Origin of the sequence: Paenibacillus camerounensis (assembly GCF_000723885.1) — a bacterium.
GTDB lineage: Bacteria > Bacillota > Bacilli > Paenibacillales > Paenibacillaceae > Paenibacillus_AQ > Paenibacillus_AQ camerounensis.
On the sequence record NZ_CCDG010000087.1, the window covers coordinates 1 to 16,641 of the forward strand.

The 16,641-nt window shown below is 55.5% G+C and carries 18 protein-coding genes; 4 read left to right on the top strand and 14 right to left on the bottom strand.

Going from position 1 to position 16,641, the window contains the following annotated elements:
* Positions 1 to 16: 16 nt before the first annotated feature.
* From cysC to BN3772_RS27240, 12 genes are all read right to left on the bottom strand, one after another.
* The gene (gene cysC / locus BN3772_RS27185; protein ID WP_244444854.1) at positions 17 to 763 is read right to left on the bottom strand and encodes an adenylyl-sulfate kinase; all 747 of its coding nucleotides are present in this window, start codon (positions 761 to 763) and stop codon (positions 17 to 19) included.
* Positions 760 to 1,632, bottom strand: coding sequence for an STM4011 family radical SAM protein (locus BN3772_RS27190; RefSeq protein WP_042203490.1), 873 nt, complete (start codon positions 1,630 to 1,632; stop codon positions 760 to 762). Before BN3772_RS27190 ends, cysC begins: the two co-directional genes overlap by 4 nt.
* The gene (locus BN3772_RS27195) at positions 1,629 to 3,032 is read right to left on the bottom strand and encodes an STM4012 family radical SAM protein (RefSeq protein ID WP_042203491.1); all 1,404 of its coding nucleotides are present in this window, start codon (positions 3,030 to 3,032) and stop codon (positions 1,629 to 1,631) included. Before BN3772_RS27195 ends, BN3772_RS27190 begins: the two co-directional genes overlap by 4 nt.
* A gap of 39 nt (positions 3,033 to 3,071) precedes the next feature.
* On the bottom strand, positions 3,072 to 3,857 hold the full coding sequence (locus BN3772_RS27200; protein WP_042203492.1) for an STM4013/SEN3800 family hydrolase: 786 nt from the start codon (positions 3,855 to 3,857) through the stop codon (positions 3,072 to 3,074).
* Between the two features lie 21 nt (positions 3,858 to 3,878).
* Positions 3,879 to 5,195 carry an STM4014 family protein gene (locus tag BN3772_RS27205; RefSeq protein WP_244444855.1) on the bottom strand — a complete coding sequence of 439 codons (1,317 nt, stop codon included), beginning with the start codon at positions 5,193 to 5,195 and terminating at the stop codon, positions 3,879 to 3,881.
* Positions 5,192 to 6,037 carry an STM4015 family protein gene (locus BN3772_RS27210; RefSeq protein ID WP_042203495.1) on the bottom strand — a complete coding sequence of 282 codons (846 nt, stop codon included), beginning with the start codon at positions 6,035 to 6,037 and terminating at the stop codon, positions 5,192 to 5,194. Before BN3772_RS27210 ends, BN3772_RS27205 begins: the two co-directional genes overlap by 4 nt.
* 170 nt (positions 6,038 to 6,207) lie before the next feature.
* Positions 6,208 to 7,617 carry a nucleoside recognition domain-containing protein gene (locus BN3772_RS27215; RefSeq protein ID WP_042203496.1) on the bottom strand — a complete coding sequence of 470 codons (1,410 nt, stop codon included), beginning with the start codon at positions 7,615 to 7,617 and terminating at the stop codon, positions 6,208 to 6,210.
* Positions 7,595 to 8,326: a FeoB small GTPase domain-containing protein gene (locus BN3772_RS27220; RefSeq protein WP_042203498.1), complete on the bottom strand. Its 732-nt coding sequence runs from the start codon at positions 8,324 to 8,326 to the stop codon at positions 7,595 to 7,597. Before BN3772_RS27220 ends, BN3772_RS27215 begins: the two co-directional genes overlap by 23 nt.
* The gene (locus tag BN3772_RS27225) at positions 8,323 to 8,577 is read right to left on the bottom strand and encodes a FeoA family protein (RefSeq protein ID WP_042203499.1); all 255 of its coding nucleotides are present in this window, start codon (positions 8,575 to 8,577) and stop codon (positions 8,323 to 8,325) included. Before BN3772_RS27225 ends, BN3772_RS27220 begins: the two co-directional genes overlap by 4 nt.
* Positions 8,578 to 9,324: 747 nt before the next feature.
* Positions 9,325 to 9,777, bottom strand: coding sequence for an SRPBCC domain-containing protein (locus BN3772_RS27230; protein ID WP_042203500.1), 453 nt, complete (start codon positions 9,775 to 9,777; stop codon positions 9,325 to 9,327).
* Between the two features lie 135 nt (positions 9,778 to 9,912).
* Positions 9,913 to 10,155, bottom strand: coding sequence for a hypothetical protein (locus tag BN3772_RS30800; protein ID WP_157643659.1), 243 nt, complete (start codon positions 10,153 to 10,155; stop codon positions 9,913 to 9,915).
* A gap of 263 nt (positions 10,156 to 10,418) precedes the next feature.
* The gene (locus BN3772_RS27240; protein ID WP_042203523.1) at positions 10,419 to 11,576 is read right to left on the bottom strand and encodes a phosphodiester glycosidase family protein; all 1,158 of its coding nucleotides are present in this window, start codon (positions 11,574 to 11,576) and stop codon (positions 10,419 to 10,421) included.
* Positions 11,577 to 11,790: 214 nt separating this feature from the next.
* Between BN3772_RS27240 and BN3772_RS27245 the strand changes: the two genes are divergently transcribed.
* Together BN3772_RS27245 and BN3772_RS27250 are read left to right on the top strand one after the other, a co-directional pair.
* Positions 11,791 to 12,381, top strand: a complete 591-nt coding sequence (locus tag BN3772_RS27245) for a histidine phosphatase family protein (protein WP_042203503.1) — start codon at positions 11,791 to 11,793, stop codon at positions 12,379 to 12,381.
* Between the two features lie 166 nt (positions 12,382 to 12,547).
* Positions 12,548 to 13,399, top strand: coding sequence for a GGDEF domain-containing protein (locus BN3772_RS27250; RefSeq protein WP_052380721.1), 852 nt, complete (start codon positions 12,548 to 12,550; stop codon positions 13,397 to 13,399).
* A gap of 111 nt (positions 13,400 to 13,510) precedes the next feature.
* Here the strand turns inward: BN3772_RS27250 and BN3772_RS27255 are convergent, their stop codons facing one another.
* Positions 13,511 to 14,248: a glycerophosphodiester phosphodiesterase gene (locus BN3772_RS27255; protein WP_042203504.1), complete on the bottom strand. Its 738-nt coding sequence runs from the start codon at positions 14,246 to 14,248 to the stop codon at positions 13,511 to 13,513.
* A 192-nt stretch (positions 14,249 to 14,440) separates the two neighbouring features.
* Between BN3772_RS27255 and BN3772_RS27260 the strand changes: the two genes are divergently transcribed.
* Positions 14,441 to 14,974, top strand: coding sequence for an NUDIX domain-containing protein (locus BN3772_RS27260; RefSeq protein ID WP_244444856.1), 534 nt, complete (start codon positions 14,441 to 14,443; stop codon positions 14,972 to 14,974).
* Positions 14,975 to 15,001: 27 nt separating this feature from the next.
* Here BN3772_RS27260 and BN3772_RS27265 read toward each other — a convergent pair whose 3' ends face one another.
* Positions 15,002 to 15,607, bottom strand: coding sequence for a hypothetical protein (locus BN3772_RS27265; protein WP_042203506.1), 606 nt, complete (start codon positions 15,605 to 15,607; stop codon positions 15,002 to 15,004).
* A gap of 379 nt (positions 15,608 to 15,986) precedes the next feature.
* Between BN3772_RS27265 and BN3772_RS27270 the strand changes: the two genes are divergently transcribed.
* A complete protein-coding gene (locus BN3772_RS27270; protein ID WP_244444857.1) occupies positions 15,987 to 16,448 on the top strand; it encodes a NanQ anomerase/TabA/YiaL family protein in 462 nt (153 codons plus the stop codon).
* The last annotated feature ends 193 nt before the right edge of the window (positions 16,449 to 16,641 follow it).

A 16,641-nucleotide genomic window follows, 5' to 3' on the forward strand; every position in this document is an offset into this window, starting at 1 on the left:
ACATGGCGCTGTTTGGTTATTTGTTCTGCTGCAGTGAAGTGAGTTCTGTCAGCCAGGCAAATAGTGTGTTTACACTTTCCTCCGGCGTCTGCCCGGCAGTGTTGAGCGTCAGCTCGGGGCTGGGCGGTGCTTCGTATGGATCGGAGACGCCGGTGAAAACCGGAATTTCGCCCCGGCGGGCTTTGGCATACAGGCCTTTAACATCCCTGGCTTCACAGACATCCAAAGGGCAATCTACATAAACCTCGGCAAATTGCGTAAGCGTCTGGCGGGCGTAATCACGCATCTCCGCATAAGGACTGATGAGTGAGATTACTGTAACTACACCATGACGGTTAAGCATTCCGGCAAGATATACCGCCCGGCGAATGTTCTCGAACCGGTCCTCCCGGCAGAATCCGAGGCCTTTGCCGAGGGTGCGCCTCAGTTCGTCTCCATCGAGCCATTCAGCGGCAATGCCCAGTCTGATCAGCCTGTCTGTCAGCATAGAGGCAATAGTCGATTTGCCTGCACCCGAGAGTCCGGTTAGCCAAATAGTCATGCCTTGACCTGCCGTTCCAAGAGCAACTCCACCGCTGCATACCGTCCCAGCCTGGTCATCACCCGGATATGCGGCATCACCGCAAGCGGGGACAGGCTCAACAATCCCTAGACTTTTTGCCTCAGCACCTGCCGCTTCAGTTGCTGCACCTCTGGTGCCGTCAACCGCCAGAGACCCGGCGCCGTCATGAGCGAATCCGGTGCCTTTGCCATCTGTTCTCATCCCGTCACCTCCGGTATTCCATAAGGGATCCGCTCCAGCAGGCCTGGACCGTAGAGCTGCTCCAGCCTTAATCCGGGCATATGAATATACCCGATGTAGCAGTCGCAGACCTTCATGCGGCAGCTCCGTTCAGCAGAAAGGCCCTCGAGGCCGTCGCGGTAGAGGTTGCCGATGACTCCCCGGTCCTTATAGCAGCGCTTTACGGTGCCGGCTCCCTGAACATAGAATACATTTTTGCCGGCGTTGCAGCTTTTGCCCAGGCTGTCATAGTCGGCGGCATTAATCGAAAAATGCGGATCAATACTGCCGAGAAAAGCGAGATCCTCCGGAGTATAATAGTCCGGTTTGTCCTTGTAGGCGTTCACCCACAGGTAGATGTCCTGCGGCAGGGCAGCCCGCAGTGAGGCAATCGCCGGAAAAGCGCTCCGGATACCCACACTGCCCACACTTAAAGGAACGCCATGCCGGTGCACAGCCAGACATTGGGCCAGGAATTGTTCCTCCCGCACCTGCCCCGGGTGATAGGTAGCCCAGAAGGCAGCAGTAGAAGGGTTAAGCTCCGGCAGAAAAGCAAGGCTTGCCGACAGGTTGGTCTGGATCGCCAGCTTGTCAACATGGGGCATATGCGAGAGGGTAATCAAAGCCTCTTTATACCAGCGGTGAATCAGCCCCTCACCGTATGGGTTGAAGAACACAGACAGCCGGTGGCCGGCCTTACCCTGTTCCGAAGCCCACCGGACGAAGGCTTCAACACCCTCGCGGTCCTTGGCGAGCGTTGCTGCGCTGTCTCGGGTTTTGCCGAACGGGCAGTAGGGGCAGTCATAGTTGCACGAGGTGAGGGAACCCCGGTAGTAGAGAACGGCGTTCATGGCAGAATGAACCCTTGCATGCGGTCCCTGATGTCACCGGAGATGAACCAGTCGCCGATCGAGTCGGAGTAACCCAGACCCTCAGAGGTCAGCCGCAGAATGCCTTCCCGGCCCTCAGTCTGCAGCTCACCCAGCCCGCTTTCAAGCAGCAGGATCAGCTCAGGGTGGTTGTCCCACAGCGAAGCTGAGAAGCGTCCGCTGTAATCAGCCAGCCGCAGCCCCTCGCTGTGCAGCAAAGCCTTGAGGATGAACCGCCGCTTCTGCTCGGCAAGGCTCAGTGTGATACCATAATCTGCGGTGTCATAACGCTCAGCCGCCACATAATCGGCAATGATGCTCTCCGTTGCCTTGCGGCTGACCCCGTAGCGGGAGGCATAATGCACCTCCCGGGTATAGGAGCGGGCTCCGCAGCCAAGGCCCACCATGCCCTCCTCCTGGCAGCTGTAGTCCAGAATAGACTTGTCCGTGCCAGCCTCTTCCTTGGCGAACCGGCGCATGGAGTACTGGCGGTAGCCGTGCTCGGCAAGAAGCCTGCAGGCGGCAGTATAGCAATCATGCCGCAGGTCCTGCTGGCGCAGCAGATCTCCCGGCTTCACGATCGTATGCTCACGTGTATAGAGCGGATAGATAAAGATCTCCTGCGGTTCATGCAGCAGCGCCTGACCCAGCGAATAGAGCCAGGACTCTACCGTCTGGCCGGGCAGCCCGTAGATCAGATCAAGATTCAGGATGGGGAACTTATACTGGCCCAGCAGCTCCAGCGCCTGGTATACAACCTCAGGATTCTGCGGACGGTATATAGCTGCCGATTCGGCTGCCACGAAGCTCTGGATACCCATGCTGACCCGGTCAACGGTGTTCTCCTTCAGGATGGCCAGCTTTTCTTCTGAGATTGTCTCGGGCGAGGTTTCCACCGAGATGGAGGCGCGGGAGGTGTCCAGCCCCATGATTTCCCGGGCAATCCGGAACAGCCGGCTCAGCTGCGGCGCAGCCAGCAGAGTCGGTGTGCCGCCGCCGACAGCAAAGCGGGCGAAGGGCTTATGGCCGGTAAAAGCCGACCACTGCCGCGCCTGCCTCTCCAGCGCATCAACATAGCGGGCGTGAACATCTGCGCGTTTATCCGGCAGCGTGAACAGGTTGCAGAAGCCGCAGCGTGCGCCGCAGAACGGAATATGCATATACAGAAAAAAAGTCTCCGCAGGCTCATTCAGCCACAGCTGCTCCAGAGAAACAGGCGGCTGGAATTCACGGTAAGCCGTCTTGTGCGGATAAGAATAGAGATAATTACGGTAAGGCTGTGCAGTAATCTGATCTTTCCACACGCTGACTTCCTCCGAAGAGAGAGACGGTCTTTCGCCATAGTCAGTGAATTGCTGCAAAAAGTTGCCGGTTGACGTCATACGTTTCTCCTTTCATCGGGACTTAATAGGTAATCCGTTCTACAGGACGAACTCCCGGTAAGGTACATTCCAGACCGTTTCATGCGCAAGGCGGTGCCCTTCGTAGCCGTCTTCACCGTAGGCTGTGCCATGATCCGAGAAGGCCATGCAAAAAACAGGGTTGCCGCGTTCCCGGAAACGGTCGAACAGGCGGCCCAGCTCCCCGTCAGCATAACGCAGCGCGGCGCGCTGGCTGTCCACGGAATCCTTGCGGGCACCCGGCAGAAACATATGGTTAGGCCCGTGTATGGCCGATACGTTCAGGAACAGGAACAGCCGCTCATCCGGCGGTGTATTCTCCAGCACCTTAAGGGCGTGGTTCACCTGATGCTCCGTGGACCGCGGGTTCGTTACTCCGAAGGTCATCCGCCAGTAGCTGTGCTGGAAATAAGCAGGCAGGATTCGGGCTAAGGGCACTTTTTTGGTGAAAAAAATAACGCCCCCGATGCATACCGTACGATAGCCCTCGGCAGCAAGCCCGGATACAAGATCCGGAGTGTCGAACAGCCAGGTGTGGGGATGCGTTTTCAGGCCGGTGTTCCTGGAATGGAACAGCCGCACATGTGAAGCCTTATCTGTATTCGCAGGGGTCGGCAGGAAGCCGCCGAAGAAGGCATGATGCGCTGCGTAGGTGAAGCTGCCGGGGGTATGCCTTTTCTCCCAGGAGCCTGTACCGCACAGATTGGGACAGTTAGCCTCCTCCAGAACGGCAGCGTCGTAGCGCAGGGTATCCAGTGTAATCATCAGAATGTCGTGGGTGCCGACAATGTCATTCATATCCCTCATAACCGTTAAATAGCACCCTTTCTAAGAGGATATAATCCGGTGTTCCATCAGTTTTTTCATTTCCCATTCGTAAGTGCTGCAGCCTTCATATTCAACATCATACAGCAGGTCGCCAAAAGGATTCACGTCAGCAACGTAGGTCCGGCGGCTGCTTCCCGAGGATACGAGAACATCAATCCCGGCGATTGCCGACCGGGGAAAAGCAGATAGTGCCTGCACGGCAGTACGCCGTACCTGATGCTGCTCCTCGTCCGTCAGTCCGGCTTCAGCAGGTGTCATCCGCTTGCTGCGCAAATGCAGATTGGTTATCGGTGTTGTACTGACCCGGGCGGCAGAATGGCCGGCTTCTCCCAGAACGACAAGCTGGCGGATATCGAAGGAGACTCCCGCTGAGCCGGCCTTGGGAATCCACTGCTCCGTATAAGCGCCGTGGCTGTAGAGCCAGTTGATGATTCCGGATAAGACGGAGGAGACGGTGTAGCGCCGCAGCTTCCCGGAGTTATAGTACACGGGAGGCCGGGTGATGTACTGCTCGACCCCGATGGTTGTTACGGCCAGCTCAGCCCCCGTGGCAGGATTGATCTGATAAGCGATAACGCCGGAGGCGGCAGAGCCGCAGGCCAGCTTGATAAAAACCCGGTGCATCCGCTCTGACAGCATCAGCCCCCGGAGGGATTCATAATCCGCCGGGGGCTGTGCGCCGCCCAGCGGCCGCGGCACCGGGACGCCGGCAGCGGCAAGCAGCTGCTGCGTCCGGCGCTTGTCGGTCATCGCGGCAATATCGCCGGGATGATTCTGCCAGCGGGCAGCCGGCAGAATCCTGGATGCTTCCCACTGAACCCGGGCCAGCAGCCGGCAGTAGCCGCGGAACCACTGGGACGGATGATGCAGCACGCCGGGCAGCTCCTTCAGCTGGCCGGCAGCCTGGACGCTGAGCGGGTAAGGATCATGCTGCTGGCCGAAGGGATGCAGCGAGTCATCCTGCTCCCCGGCATCCGGCGCGCCGAGGGCGATGAGCGCCCGCTCAAGCGCGAAGCTGCCGCCGGGTGATTCCAGACGCAGCAGCGTCCGGCCCTCTGTCCTTTGCCGCTCCGGCCGCTCCGGCGTAGGTCCTGCCGTCTGAATTCCCGTCATCGACTGCTCCAGCGCGCCGGAAAGCACAGCATCCGGCAACTGCCGCTCCAGCAGCTCACTGAGCGGGACGCCCTCCAGCAGCTCCCCGTAAGGGACGGTCAGGGCCGGCGGCAGCCCGAGCCGGCTCCGCGCCTGCTGGATGCCGGCCGTACGCTTGTCGCCGGGGCTGCACAGCAGAATCAGCGGCAGCGCACTTTGCATCATTCGGTGATGGAAGGATAACGCCAGTCTTCGTCGTCATCGCTCTTTTGCTGGTCGCTGACATCTGCAGGCAGGCCGCTTTTTCTCCAGCGTGCAACCATCTCGTCGGACATATAATGATAGCTCAGATTCAGGGCCTGCAGGCCTTTGATCCGTTCGCTGGCCAGCAGCGCTTCGGCACCCGTGTCACTGAGCGTTCCAAGTGATAAATCAAGCGTATGAAGCTGATCCAGAACCTCTGCATCAGCCAGCGCTGCTGCAATCTCATCCTGAATCTCACTGTTTTTCAGGCCCAGATAGGTCAGCTTCGGGAATTTTCCAGGCTGGATCAGCGGCAGGATATCCTCCAGACTGCCGTCAAAGCCATAGTTATCGACGCCAAGATACAGCTCCAGCTTCCGCAGATTCGGCAAAGAACCGGCGGCAATCTGTGACAGCACTTTTTTGCCGAGGCCGCCCGTAATAATAATCAGTTCCTCCAGCTTGTCATGCTGCAGATTACTCAGTTCCAGGTTGGTTCCGCCTTGAATGGTGAACGACTGAAGCTCCGGGTAAGCAGCAAGCAGGGGGGAGAGATCAGTCTGGGTAATCCACGAAATTTCACAATCCTCATAGCTCATGTCCCCGATAAATAGCTTGCGCAAGGACGGAAAGCTTCCGCTGTGCTTAACAAGCGCCTCTACAACCTCGTCTGAGCTGTTCTCGTAGGCCTGTCCCCAATCCCCGATAATAAGACTGGTCAGCTGCGCAGCTTCAGGGCTGGCGCTAAGGCGCTCAATCTCCGTATTCATTCTCTGGCCGTCTTCATATTCGTTGTATCCGACAGCGAGCTTTACTTCCGTCATTACTAATCCCTCCCGGAAAATATTGGCTTCATTGTCACCCTAACATCTGCGGGGAGCGGAGTCAAATGACCGGAGAACGATCTTGCCGGAGGATGTCTTCCACGGATACGCCCATACGCAAAAACACCCGGCTCCTCCTGTTATAGAAGAAGCCGGGCGCATATCAAGGATCAGACCCAGCTGAACAGGCGGGCGAGCTGAGCAATGGCAAAGGTGACACCAACAGCGATGCCGAGCGGAATAACGGCGGAGAGCACTGCCCATTTCAGGCTTTTCGTCTCCTTATAAATATTGACCAGCGTGGTGCCGCATGGATAGTGAAGCAGCGAGAACAGCATCATATTCAGCGCGGTCAGCCAGGTCCAGCCGTGGCTCAGAAAAAGCTCCTTAATGCTGCTGATGCCCTCAACGTCAACCATAGCTCCTGAGGACATATAGCCCATAAGCAGGATCGGCAGCACAATTTCGTTGGCCGGCAGACCAAGGATAAAGGCCATAATGATGAAGCCGTCCAGGCCGAGCAATTGGGCAAAAGGATCAAAAAACGCCGCCATATGGTTAAGCACGCTGTCTCCGCCTACCACTACGTTGCCCAGAATCCAGGTGAGAATCCCGGCTGGTGCGGCTACGATAATGGCACGGGTCAGCACGTTCAGCGATTTTTCCTTGGAGGAGCGGACAATCGTCTTCCAGATCTGCGGGCGCCGGTAGGGCGGCAGCTCAAGCGTATAGTGGGTCGGGACGCCGCGCAGCATCGTTTTGGACATAACCCAGGATACAGTCAGGGTGACGGTGATGCCGACCAGCACAATCCCCATCAGCACAAGAGCGGTGGAGAAGGTGCGCAGTGCACCTGTTGCCGAGGCGCCGACCATGAACAGCGAGGAGAGCAGGATCAGCGTCGGCCAGCGCCCGTTGCACGGAACGAAGTTGTTGGTCAGAATGGCCAGCATCCGCTCGCGCGGCGACTCGATAATCCGGGTAGAGAGAATAGCGGCGGCGTTGCAGCCGAAGCCCATAGACATGGTCAGGGCCTGCTTGCCGTGTCCGCCTGATTTTTTGAATAAGCGGTCCATGTTAAAAGCAACCCGCGGCAGATAGCCGAAATTCTCCAGCAGCGCGAATACCGGAAAGAAAATCATCATCGGCGGCAGCATGACACTGATTACCCAGGAGGTGCCGCGGTACAGTCCGAGAATCAGTACGCCGTGCAGCCAGGAGGGTGCATTAACGGCTTCAAAGCCGGCGGTCAGATAACCCTCAATCCAGCTGAAAAAGGATGCCAGCCAGCCGGAAGGATAATTGGCCCCGGCAATAGTGATCCAGAAAACAAGGCCGAGTCCGGCCAGCATGATCGGGAAGCCCCATACTTTTGAGGTGACGATCCGGTCCAGCTTATAGGTGCTGCCCAGCTTCTTTTTATCCTGATAGGAGACAGCCTCCCGGCAGATGCCTGCCGATACCCCGTAGATGCCGGTGACAATCTCATCTCTGATTGCGCCCTTGTCGGCCAGATTCCTGGCTGCTGAGAGCAGGGAGTCCAGTGCGTCCGGACCTTTAATGACATGCGGGGACTCCATGACGGGCTACCTCCTTCGGTACAGGACTTGTGCCGGTTTCCAGATGGGCTTTGAGCGAGGACAGCAGGCTGCTGTCACCGTCCAGCAGGCGCAGGGCAATCCAGCGTGCCGGATAATGTGAACCTACGGTCTGCTCCACCAGGGGCAACAGCTCGGCAATGCCCTGCTCGATTTCAGCGCTGTAAGTAATCTTCAGCGGCTTACCGGTAAAGGCTCCGGTTGCCACACGCTCAAGCTGATCCAGCAGCTCCCCGATTCCGATCTGGTTGCGTGCCGAAATCGCTACAACCGGAACACCGAGCTGCTCAGCGATAGCTTTTAGATTAATATCAATGCCCAGCTTCCTGGCCTCATCAATCAGATTGATGCATACCACCGCGCGTCCCGTGATTTCCAGTACCTGAAGGGCAAGATTGAGGTTGCGCTCAAGCGAAGTGGCATCCAGTACCACCAGTGTCACATCCGGCTGCTCAAAAATAATATAGTCTCTGGCAGCCTCCTCATCGGCGGAATTAGAGTACAGCGAATACGTACCCGGCAGATCGACTGCACGGTAGACATGCTGATTGTGGGTGAATTCCCCCTCTGCGGTGGTAACCGTTTTGCCCGCCCAGTTACCGGTGTGCTGGCGCAGGCCGGTCAGGAGGTTGAAAAGCGTGCTCTTACCAGTGTTGGGATTGCCGGCAAAAGCAACCGTGTATCGGCTCATATCCCTTCACCTCCTACAGGTTCCCCGTAGATCAGCGAGCTTTCTTCCCGCCGCAGGGCGATCGTTGTATTGCTTACCCGAAAAGCGATAGGATCTCCAAGCGGGCTGCGCCGCAGCACCTCCACGGCATTGCCGACCACAAAACCGAGATCAAGCAGCCTTCTGCGCAGCACACCCTGGACTTCAATGCCGCTGATGCGCAGCGTGCTGCCGTTCGATGCTTCAGACAATGGAATAGCGGCTCCAGCCATAGCAGTTCCTTCTTTCCCTTTAAATGTATTGGTATAGCGCTGGGTTAAGCGGCTATTATGCACAAATGATAAATAATTGTTCCTTGCCACAATATTAGTATATGTAAACAAATTTGTCCTTGCAACAAAAAAGTTTCCTTAGGGAAAGAAGAGTTGTGAGCGTTCGTGTAGAGGGTAAGCCGAAAGGTATGGGAGGGTGGAAAAGTTGAATGGAATGGAGGGCGTAGGGTTACTGGTTTCGGGCTGAGTGGCGGAGTGACGGGGTTAAAGGGAGTGAAGGGCGGTGGGGTATTGGTTTCGGACTGAATGACGGAGTGACGGGGTTGAAGGGAGTGGAGGGCGGCGGGTTAGTGGTTTCGGGCTTGGTGGCTGAGTGGCAGGTAGCGGAAATATAAAGTATATGGGGACTTGTCTCTCTGAGCTGATGTTAAGGGAGTAACCGGGGAGGGAGTGGCTTACTGTGAGATGTCCGGACGGGATTTGCAGATCAGGGGCTAACGCAGGGTTCGGGCATTGGATATGTGCTTGGGTAGAATATTAGTGGATATTAGTTGGAATTTCGCCAGCTAATTGTACTTAGGAACAGCGCCAATTGTATTTAGTTGGAAAAACGCCACCTGATTCGCACCAAATGCCGCATTTTGAGCAGATCCGGGGGATTTAAGCAGACATTTTCCAACTAAAGTATTCAATTGGGCTAGTTTTGGTGATTTAGGTGGCGAATTTCCACTTAGATTGTGATGAGCCTCAGCCGCCGAAATCCAGCGTGCTGCCGGTCTCCGCCAGTGTTTTGGTATTGCTGAGAATCTGCCACCACGCGCTGTCGCTCGGCCCGTAGGAGGGATCGTCCGGATGCCAGCCTTCATGGATCAGCGTCAGCTTAGTGCACCCGCCGGCGGGTGCAAGCAGCCAGCAGATAACAGATTCATAATCTTTACCCTCCTGCACATAGGAAGGACCGGCGTGATGCGTAAAGCGCAGCACCTCCTGCGGCTTGTACTCAAGCACAGTACCATACACATGCACCGTCTCCTCACCGTCGGCACCGGGCCCGACATATTCAAGCGGCTCCCCTTCCCTGAAGCTGGAGCGGATGGTGCTGCCATAATAGATCTGTGCCACCTTGCCGGGCGAAACGAGACAGTCCCAGACTGCGGCAGGTGCTGCGCCGATATAGAATTCATACTTCAATGCTTTCATTTGAACCCTCCTTCATTGTGCTCCGGTTGCCCGGAATTTCTGCATGTCCTCGGTATACTTGCTGCTTGCCTCACTTACACTTACACGGACAATATACCAAAAAATCACTGACAGCTGCGGTCAGTGATTCCATTCTTACGGCTCCGCATAATAAGCGGAAGTATCGGCGGCAACAGCTGCAAGCTTTTGCTTCAATGCGGCAGGCACACGGACCGTCAGCGAACGGCCGTAGGGCAGCAGGAAGTAAGGCGCGTAGCGGTACAGCATCGTTTCATCCAGCAGAAACGATGCCTCTCCCGGGATACGCTGCTCCAGGGAATATAATGATACCAGGGCTTGCGCCGGTTCTGCGGATGATCTCCTGCAGGTTTTCTTCAAGCGACGGGCTGAGCGGACAGGGGGCAGGGACAAGAGTATCGGCAGGGTCTTGGTCTTGCTCGCGGCCTTGCCTGGAACGGGCGGTCAAAAGCTTCTCCTCCTTTGCACCGGAAACCGGATAAGGTGGAAGTATTATCTCCTGAGCGTACGTTCCTTATTCTTCCTTCATTGTAGGATTAGTGGCATGAACACAAAAAAAGGTGTCCCGCCGTCTTGAATCAGACTGCGGAACACCTATTAAAGGAAGCTATCCTTGTATTTGATTACTTGGTGACGATAAGCGCGTTGCTGATCAGCCGTCCCGGGCTGGTCAGATACTTACCGTTGAAGTACAGGCCGCTGGAGGCGCCGCCGTCCAGGTTCATTGCCTGATAAGCGCCGGCCTGCTTCATAATCTGGGCCAGCTGCGGGATAGTAGCCCCGCCGGTTGTCAGCAGAATCAGCTTATGGTCACGGGTGATGCCCAGAGCACTGCGGGCACCGCCGCCGGTGAGGATTTTCGGGTCCTTGAAGCCTTCGGCGGCAACATTCAGAGATACAGCACCGTTGACCAGCAGCCTTGGGCCGGCCTGGATTGCCCCCTCGACACTACCGCTCTGATACCTGGCGCTGAATTCACTTCCCGGAATCAGCTCGGCAAGCAGATTGCGGTCGTAGGCAAAGACAGCCCGCTTGTCGCCGGGACTGTTCTTCAGCATCTTGCCGCCGCTGACAATATATCCGTAGGGTGCCTTGTAGGCTCCGTCGGTATAGGCGTCAAAGAAGGTTCCGTTAATGGCCGCAACGGCTCCGCTGCGTTTGGCAATGCTGCCGAGTGCTTCCGTCTTACCGACAGTATTGCCGGCAAGGACTGCGTCCAGGCGGACGGAAGGATGCATGAGGGATACCGTTACAGTCTGTACGCTGAACGATCTGGAGCCGACCTTATATGTATGCTTGCCGCTGACTGCTGCAGGTGCATCCTGCTTGACCAGTGCGCCGCTTACCACCGGCAGGACGGCTTCTTCACCAGCTGCTGAGAGTGTAACGGAAGCTGTTTCTTTATTCCATTTCAGACCGATTCCCATACCGGTACTGACTGCAGACAGCGGTACATAGGTCGTGCCGTTCCCGCTGAAGGGCAGAGCGGTAAGAGTTACCGCTTTTCCGTTAACGGTAGCGGAGGCTTGGCCCAGGGTAAGAAGAATGGAGCTGTCCCCGCCGGAAATTTCAATTTCCTTTGTAGCCGGGTTCAGAACCGAGGTGATGCCGAACAGGCCGTTCAGGAAGCGAAGCGGAATGAACGACTGGCTGGATTTGTCCACGAACACGGCGTTTTTTGGGGCTGCTGAAGCGGATGCCAGGGAACCCGGCTGCAGGGACGGCAGTCCGGTTAGCAGAAGCAGCAGAATCAGACAGAGGGTGGAACATTTTTTAAGCATGAACAGAATCTCCTTTTGCATAGTACAGTATTTCCTGTATATCAGGATGAATATGGAACCTGCCCCAGAATGATGTACCGGAGTCATGGCTCTGCCAATATTTATCGTCAACTACCGGAGATTTCATTAGAGTGACCAGACACATGCGCCTTAAGGGCCGTTCGTATATAATCTAGTTATTCTATTTTATTTTGCATAAAGGCGGTTTGTATTCATGACAACAACTATAGGCCTGATCCGGCACGGCAGCACCTTATGGAATAAAGAAGGCCGTATTCAGGGCCGTACGGATAATCCGCTTGATGAAGAGGGCCTGCTGCAGGCGGCAGAGCTTGCTGAACGGCTTAGCAGTGAGAAGTGGGAGCTGGTCTACTCGAGTGATATGATTAGAGCCAGGCAGACAGCAGAGGTAATTGCAGCCAGACTCGGCCTTACGGTGGCAGGTCTGCTGCCGGGAATCCGTGAGATGGATGGCGGACTGCTGGAAGGTACAACAGAGCAGGAACGGGTAAAGCGCTGGGGTCAGGAATGGAAAACGCTGGAGCTTGGACTGGAGACAAATGATTCGGGACGCCTGAGAGGCTGCAGGGCTATTGAAGAGGTCGCTGCGCTGCATCCCGGCCGGCGTGTGCTGGTGGTCAGTCATGGCGCAATTCTGCGCAGTACGCTTGGCGGGCTTGTGCCCGGGCTTGATCTGAGCCGGCTGCTGAAGAACACGTCGCTCACCCGGATTGTGAAGGACGGGGAGACGTGGACCTGCGAGCTTTACAATTGTGTGAAGCATCAGGGGGAATCCGCCGGATAACAGAACCGCCGGTTCAGCATATTCATTACTGATCTGCCTGTACTGTCATCCAAAAGATTCCATTGAGAATCAGGCCTTGCCTGCCGATAATAGGTGTTATACAGATACGATTCACATACGCGACAACGATCCTACTTATTTAGTAGTAAAAGGGAGTGCTCCTTAAATGGAAGAAGCGCGGAATTATATGTTTGCATTACTCTCTGTTCTGCTGGCGGCAGGTACAGCTTATTCCGTGCTGTGGACCGGACAGTATTTGGCGGACAAAGGCCCAAAGGCCCGTGCCCTGCGCACGAGCCTGGTCATTCTTATCTTCACCGGCGGGATATCGGGCATGCATATGTTTGGTGTACAAGCTGCACCAGGAATCAGCCTTACGGGCAGCAGCCTGCTAATCTCTTTGTCGCTTTATGCGCTGACCCTGGCCCTGATGATCTGGCTGTTCCACCGTATCAGCCAGATGCTGGCCGAGCGTGAACAGCTAAAGGAGCTGGCCTACAGGGACCGCCTGACCGGCCTGTTCAATAAGAACGGCATGGATCACTTCTGGAATCACTGCAAATCCGGTGAGCAGCTTGCCGTGTTATATCTTGATCTGAACCGCTTCAAGTCGATCAATGACAAGCTCGGCCATCATATCGGCGACTTGCTGCTGCAGGCTGTAGGCGGTTCATTACAGCAGTTCTCCAGCAAGGGAAAACGGCATATATTCCGGGTCGGCGGCGATGAATTCGTGATTATAGCGAAGCGCTGCAGCTATAGGGAAGCTGAACAGCTTGCTCTAAAGGTGCTGGAGCGTACAACCCGTAACTACCAGCTTGAGCGGCACGAGTTATTCGTCTCAGCCAGCATCGGCATTACGGCGAGCCAGGGAGCTGTCGATCCGATCCGGCTGCTGAAGGAGGCCGATTCAGCCATGTATACAGCCAAGCAGCTGGGCAGAGGACGTTATGCCGTACACAAGCAAGGCAATGTTATTCAGCCGGTGAACTGGCTGGGCAGAACCAAAGCGAATTAATCAGCAGGCTAGGTGCTGTGAAGTATAGTGCAGCCGCGGTTAAACACAAAGAGTCCGGGAGCGCAGCCGTTGAACCGGCGCGGCCGCCCGGACTCTTTTTTTTGCCGGATATTAAGCTTGTCTGCCAGTCAGCAGTCCGGCCAGCACATCCGGATAATCGGTAATGATACCGGCAACCCCGGCATCTATTAAATCGTTCATCCGCTGCGGGTCATTGACGGTCCAGGGATGATAGGCCTTGCCCAGCTCCGCTGCTTCAGCAACAAACTCAGGCAGTACGGCATAGTGATAGGCGTGCAGCGCATCGGCATTCAGCGTGGCGGCATAATTCCAAGGACGGAATAAGCCTTCCGAATATAGAATTCCCGTGCGGATCTCCGGTGCAAGCGATTTGCAGTGAGCCAATGAATAATGGTTGAAGCTCGACAGCACCACCCGCTCGCTCATACCGTAATCACGCACGGCGGCAATCACCTTCTCTTCCATTCCCGGATACATAAAAATCCCGTTCTTCAGCTCAATGTTGAGCACCGTATCCCGGTCCTTCAGCAGATCCAGCAGCTCCTCCAGCACCGGCAGACGTTCTCCCGCGAACCCCGGCCCGAACCACGAACCTGCATCCAGCTCCAGCAGCTGGCTAAGAGTCTTGTCCTTTACATAGCCATCAGCCCCGGCAGTGCGCTTAAGGCTCTCATCATGTATAATCACCAGCCCTCCGTCAAGTGACAGCTGGACATCCGTTTCAATTCCGGTTGCTCCCAGCTCCAGCCCCTTGCGGAATGCCGCCATCGTATTCTCCGGGCAGACTGCAGAGGCCCCGCGGTGCGCAAAGTTGATAATGCTGTTCATGTGACGTTTCCCTCCAGCTTATTGATTTCATTAATCTTAATTGTACAGGCACCTATTCAGTAATTCCACATGAGGACAGCAAACCCTGTCCGCTTAACACAAAAGGAGGCTGGCCGCTGCAAATTTTACACAGGGCTGACGGAATGGACTACAATAAGTTCAGACTGCTTATAACATACATAGAAAGAAGAGATGGATTTGAATTTTTGTCTGGAATGCGGAACCAAGCTGGTCTTGAAGGAATGTAACGGGGAGGGGGAGGTGCCTTTTTGCGGGGAGTGCGGGGTGTTCAGATTCCCGGTGTTCAGTACGGCGATGAGCACTGCGGTCCTCAACCGCGAGATGAACAAAATTCTGCTGATCCAGCAGTATAACCGCAAACACTATATCCTGCTCGCAGGCTATGTGAACAAAGGGGAGAACGCCGAGGAGACCCTGATCCGCGAGGTGAAGGAAGAAGCCGGACTGGATATCATCGCTTACGAATATATGCGGAGTGAATATTTTGCGCCGTCCAATACGCTTATGCTGAATTATATGAGTGTGGCGGACTCAGAGGATCTGAGCGGAATCAGTGAGGAGCTGGATCATGCAGCCTGGTTCACTCTGGAGGAAGCAGAGAAGGCCGTCATGCAGGGCAGTCTGGCGGAGCGCTTTCTGCTCAACATTATCGCCAGACTGCGGCAGGGGAAGACGCTCGGCAGCCTGACCTTTCCGGTCCGCTGAACCAAGCCGGAGCTGACGGGATTATACTTACGCTGAGAGGATCTTCAGGAGCGCTTCATGCACATGCTGAACCTCTGTGAATGCCTGAGAGTATTCCGGATCTGTTTTTTTGGAAGCAGCAAGGTTTGGCAGAAAAGGGATGGACAGGACCGGCGTATCGGCGCTGCTGAGATAGATTCGGAGTGTGAGCTCCTTGATCTCCTCTGTATCTGACGGGCTGGATTCTGCGGGCGCTCCAGTGTTCCTTGCACCGCCTTGACGGCTGAACCCGGGTTTACCGGCGCTGCTTGTAATCCGGCTTGTCTTGCTGGCCTTGGTGAGGGTGAGGGCATTCTCCACAATCTCTGATCCCAGTATCGTATCGTACGTGTACAGCTGCGCCGTTGCATGCTCTGCCTTGCCGGGATTACAGCTGCCGATAGCCAGCATTCTGCCGGCTTCATCCAGAGCGATCATATGGGACTGGTCAGGTGTGACGTACCGCCGGGGGAAGGCCAGGTGATAGGAGCTGAGCGCCCGGGCCAGCCTGGTCAGATCGGAAGAGGGATGGGAGAGCCGGAGCTTCAGCAGCGCTGCTGCCAGCAGCAGGCCTACTCCCAGCGCGGCGAACATGTACATGAGGAAGATCAGCATTTTTTCCGCCTCCTAGATTACTTAGTTGGATTTTCTCCACTTAATTCCGGCGTCTATCAGAATTTATAACGATTAGATGGAAAAACGCCATCTATTTCAGGGGATCTACTGCGTAGGAGCCAATTTTAATGAAATTAGCTTGCTTTTTTACCACTAATTCACTTACGGCCGGGTAGACTAGAGAATTAGTTGGCGGATTTCCACCTAACTAGATTCAATAGCGGCAGGAACTTCCGAATATGGAGCTAATCGTCCTCATCGTCACTCTATTAAAAGAATATGCCGGGTAAGCGTGAACAAATGCATAGCTGCGGCGTATGAAATCCATTATTCTTTTTTGTATGCCGCAGGTGCGGCAATAAATCAGAGAATGCAGGAGATGATCGGCTTGATCGTAGACACACTGGGACATTTACTTGAGAATGAGGCAGCATACGGGGAAAAAATCAAGGCAGGGCTGCATTTTTTGCGGGATACGGATTTCAGCGGACAGACCGCAGGGCGCCATGAAGTCGATGAGAATATGTTCTACTTCATTAATGAATATGAAACGAAGGCTGCCGGGGATTGCTTCTGGGAAGCACACCGGATCAATCTGGATCTCCATTACATTCTGGAAGGCACAGAGCGGATCGGCTATGCAGCCATTGAACAGCTGGCGGTAAAAGAGGAATACAGCGCCGAGAAGGACGCAGTGTTCTTCACCGGTGAGTTGCAGTCTGCGGTAACCGCAGGCCCTGGAGCGCTGGTGGTCTGCTATCCGCAGGACGGCCACATGACCGGCATCGAAGCCGGAAGCAAGGAAGCGGTACGCAAGGTTGTGCTGAAGATTAAGCTGTAGCAGCTCCGAATAAGGCAGTCAAGCTAGTGTAAGACGCTGCAAAGAAACCCGGGTTCTAGGGACTCCGGGCTTTTTTGCGTTCGGAGGGAACCCTGCATGGGCAGCGAGTCCGTATCCCGGCAAAAGCCCCGCCCGTGTGCAATTTGTTTTTACTCACAGGGATAAGGTACGATTACCGTAACCGGTTCACGAA

What these genes read in the sequence shown, in the direction of transcription:
- cysC (WP_244444854.1), bottom strand. Translation starts at nt 763, where the DNA reads ATGAGAACAGATGGCAAAGGCACCGGATTCGCTCATGACGGCGCCGGG.
- BN3772_RS27190 (WP_042203490.1), bottom strand. Translation starts at nt 1,632, where the DNA reads ATGAACGCCGTTCTCTACTACCGGGGTTCCCTCACCTCGTGCAACTAT.
- BN3772_RS27195 (WP_042203491.1), bottom strand. Translation starts at nt 3,032, where the DNA reads ATGACGTCAACCGGCAACTTTTTGCAGCAATTCACTGACTATGGCGAA.
- BN3772_RS27200 (WP_042203492.1), bottom strand. Translation starts at nt 3,857, where the DNA reads ATGAGGGATATGAATGACATTGTCGGCACCCACGACATTCTGATGATT.
- BN3772_RS27205 (WP_244444855.1), bottom strand. Translation starts at nt 5,195, where the DNA reads ATGATGCAAAGTGCGCTGCCGCTGATTCTGCTGTGCAGCCCCGGCGAC.
- BN3772_RS27210 (WP_042203495.1), bottom strand. Translation starts at nt 6,037, where the DNA reads ATGACGGAAGTAAAGCTCGCTGTCGGATACAACGAATATGAAGACGGC.
- BN3772_RS27215 (WP_042203496.1), bottom strand. Translation starts at nt 7,617, where the DNA reads ATGGAGTCCCCGCATGTCATTAAAGGTCCGGACGCACTGGACTCCCTG.
- BN3772_RS27220 (WP_042203498.1), bottom strand. Translation starts at nt 8,326, where the DNA reads ATGAGCCGATACACGGTTGCTTTTGCCGGCAATCCCAACACTGGTAAG.
- BN3772_RS27225 (WP_042203499.1), bottom strand. Translation starts at nt 8,577, where the DNA reads ATGGCTGGAGCCGCTATTCCATTGTCTGAAGCATCGAACGGCAGCACG.
- BN3772_RS27230 (WP_042203500.1), bottom strand. Translation starts at nt 9,777, where the DNA reads ATGAAAGCATTGAAGTATGAATTCTATATCGGCGCAGCACCTGCCGCA.
- BN3772_RS27240 (WP_042203523.1), bottom strand. Translation starts at nt 11,576, where the DNA reads ATGCTTAAAAAATGTTCCACCCTCTGTCTGATTCTGCTGCTTCTGCTA.
- BN3772_RS27245 (WP_042203503.1), top strand. Translation starts at nt 11,791, where the DNA reads ATGACAACAACTATAGGCCTGATCCGGCACGGCAGCACCTTATGGAAT.
- BN3772_RS27250 (WP_052380721.1), top strand. Translation starts at nt 12,548, where the DNA reads ATGGAAGAAGCGCGGAATTATATGTTTGCATTACTCTCTGTTCTGCTG.
- BN3772_RS27255 (WP_042203504.1), bottom strand. Translation starts at nt 14,248, where the DNA reads ATGAACAGCATTATCAACTTTGCGCACCGCGGGGCCTCTGCAGTCTGC.
- BN3772_RS27260 (WP_244444856.1), top strand. Translation starts at nt 14,441, where the DNA reads ATGGATTTGAATTTTTGTCTGGAATGCGGAACCAAGCTGGTCTTGAAG.
- BN3772_RS27265 (WP_042203506.1), bottom strand. Translation starts at nt 15,607, where the DNA reads ATGCTGATCTTCCTCATGTACATGTTCGCCGCGCTGGGAGTAGGCCTG.
- BN3772_RS27270 (WP_244444857.1), top strand. Translation starts at nt 15,987, where the DNA reads ATGATCGGCTTGATCGTAGACACACTGGGACATTTACTTGAGAATGAG.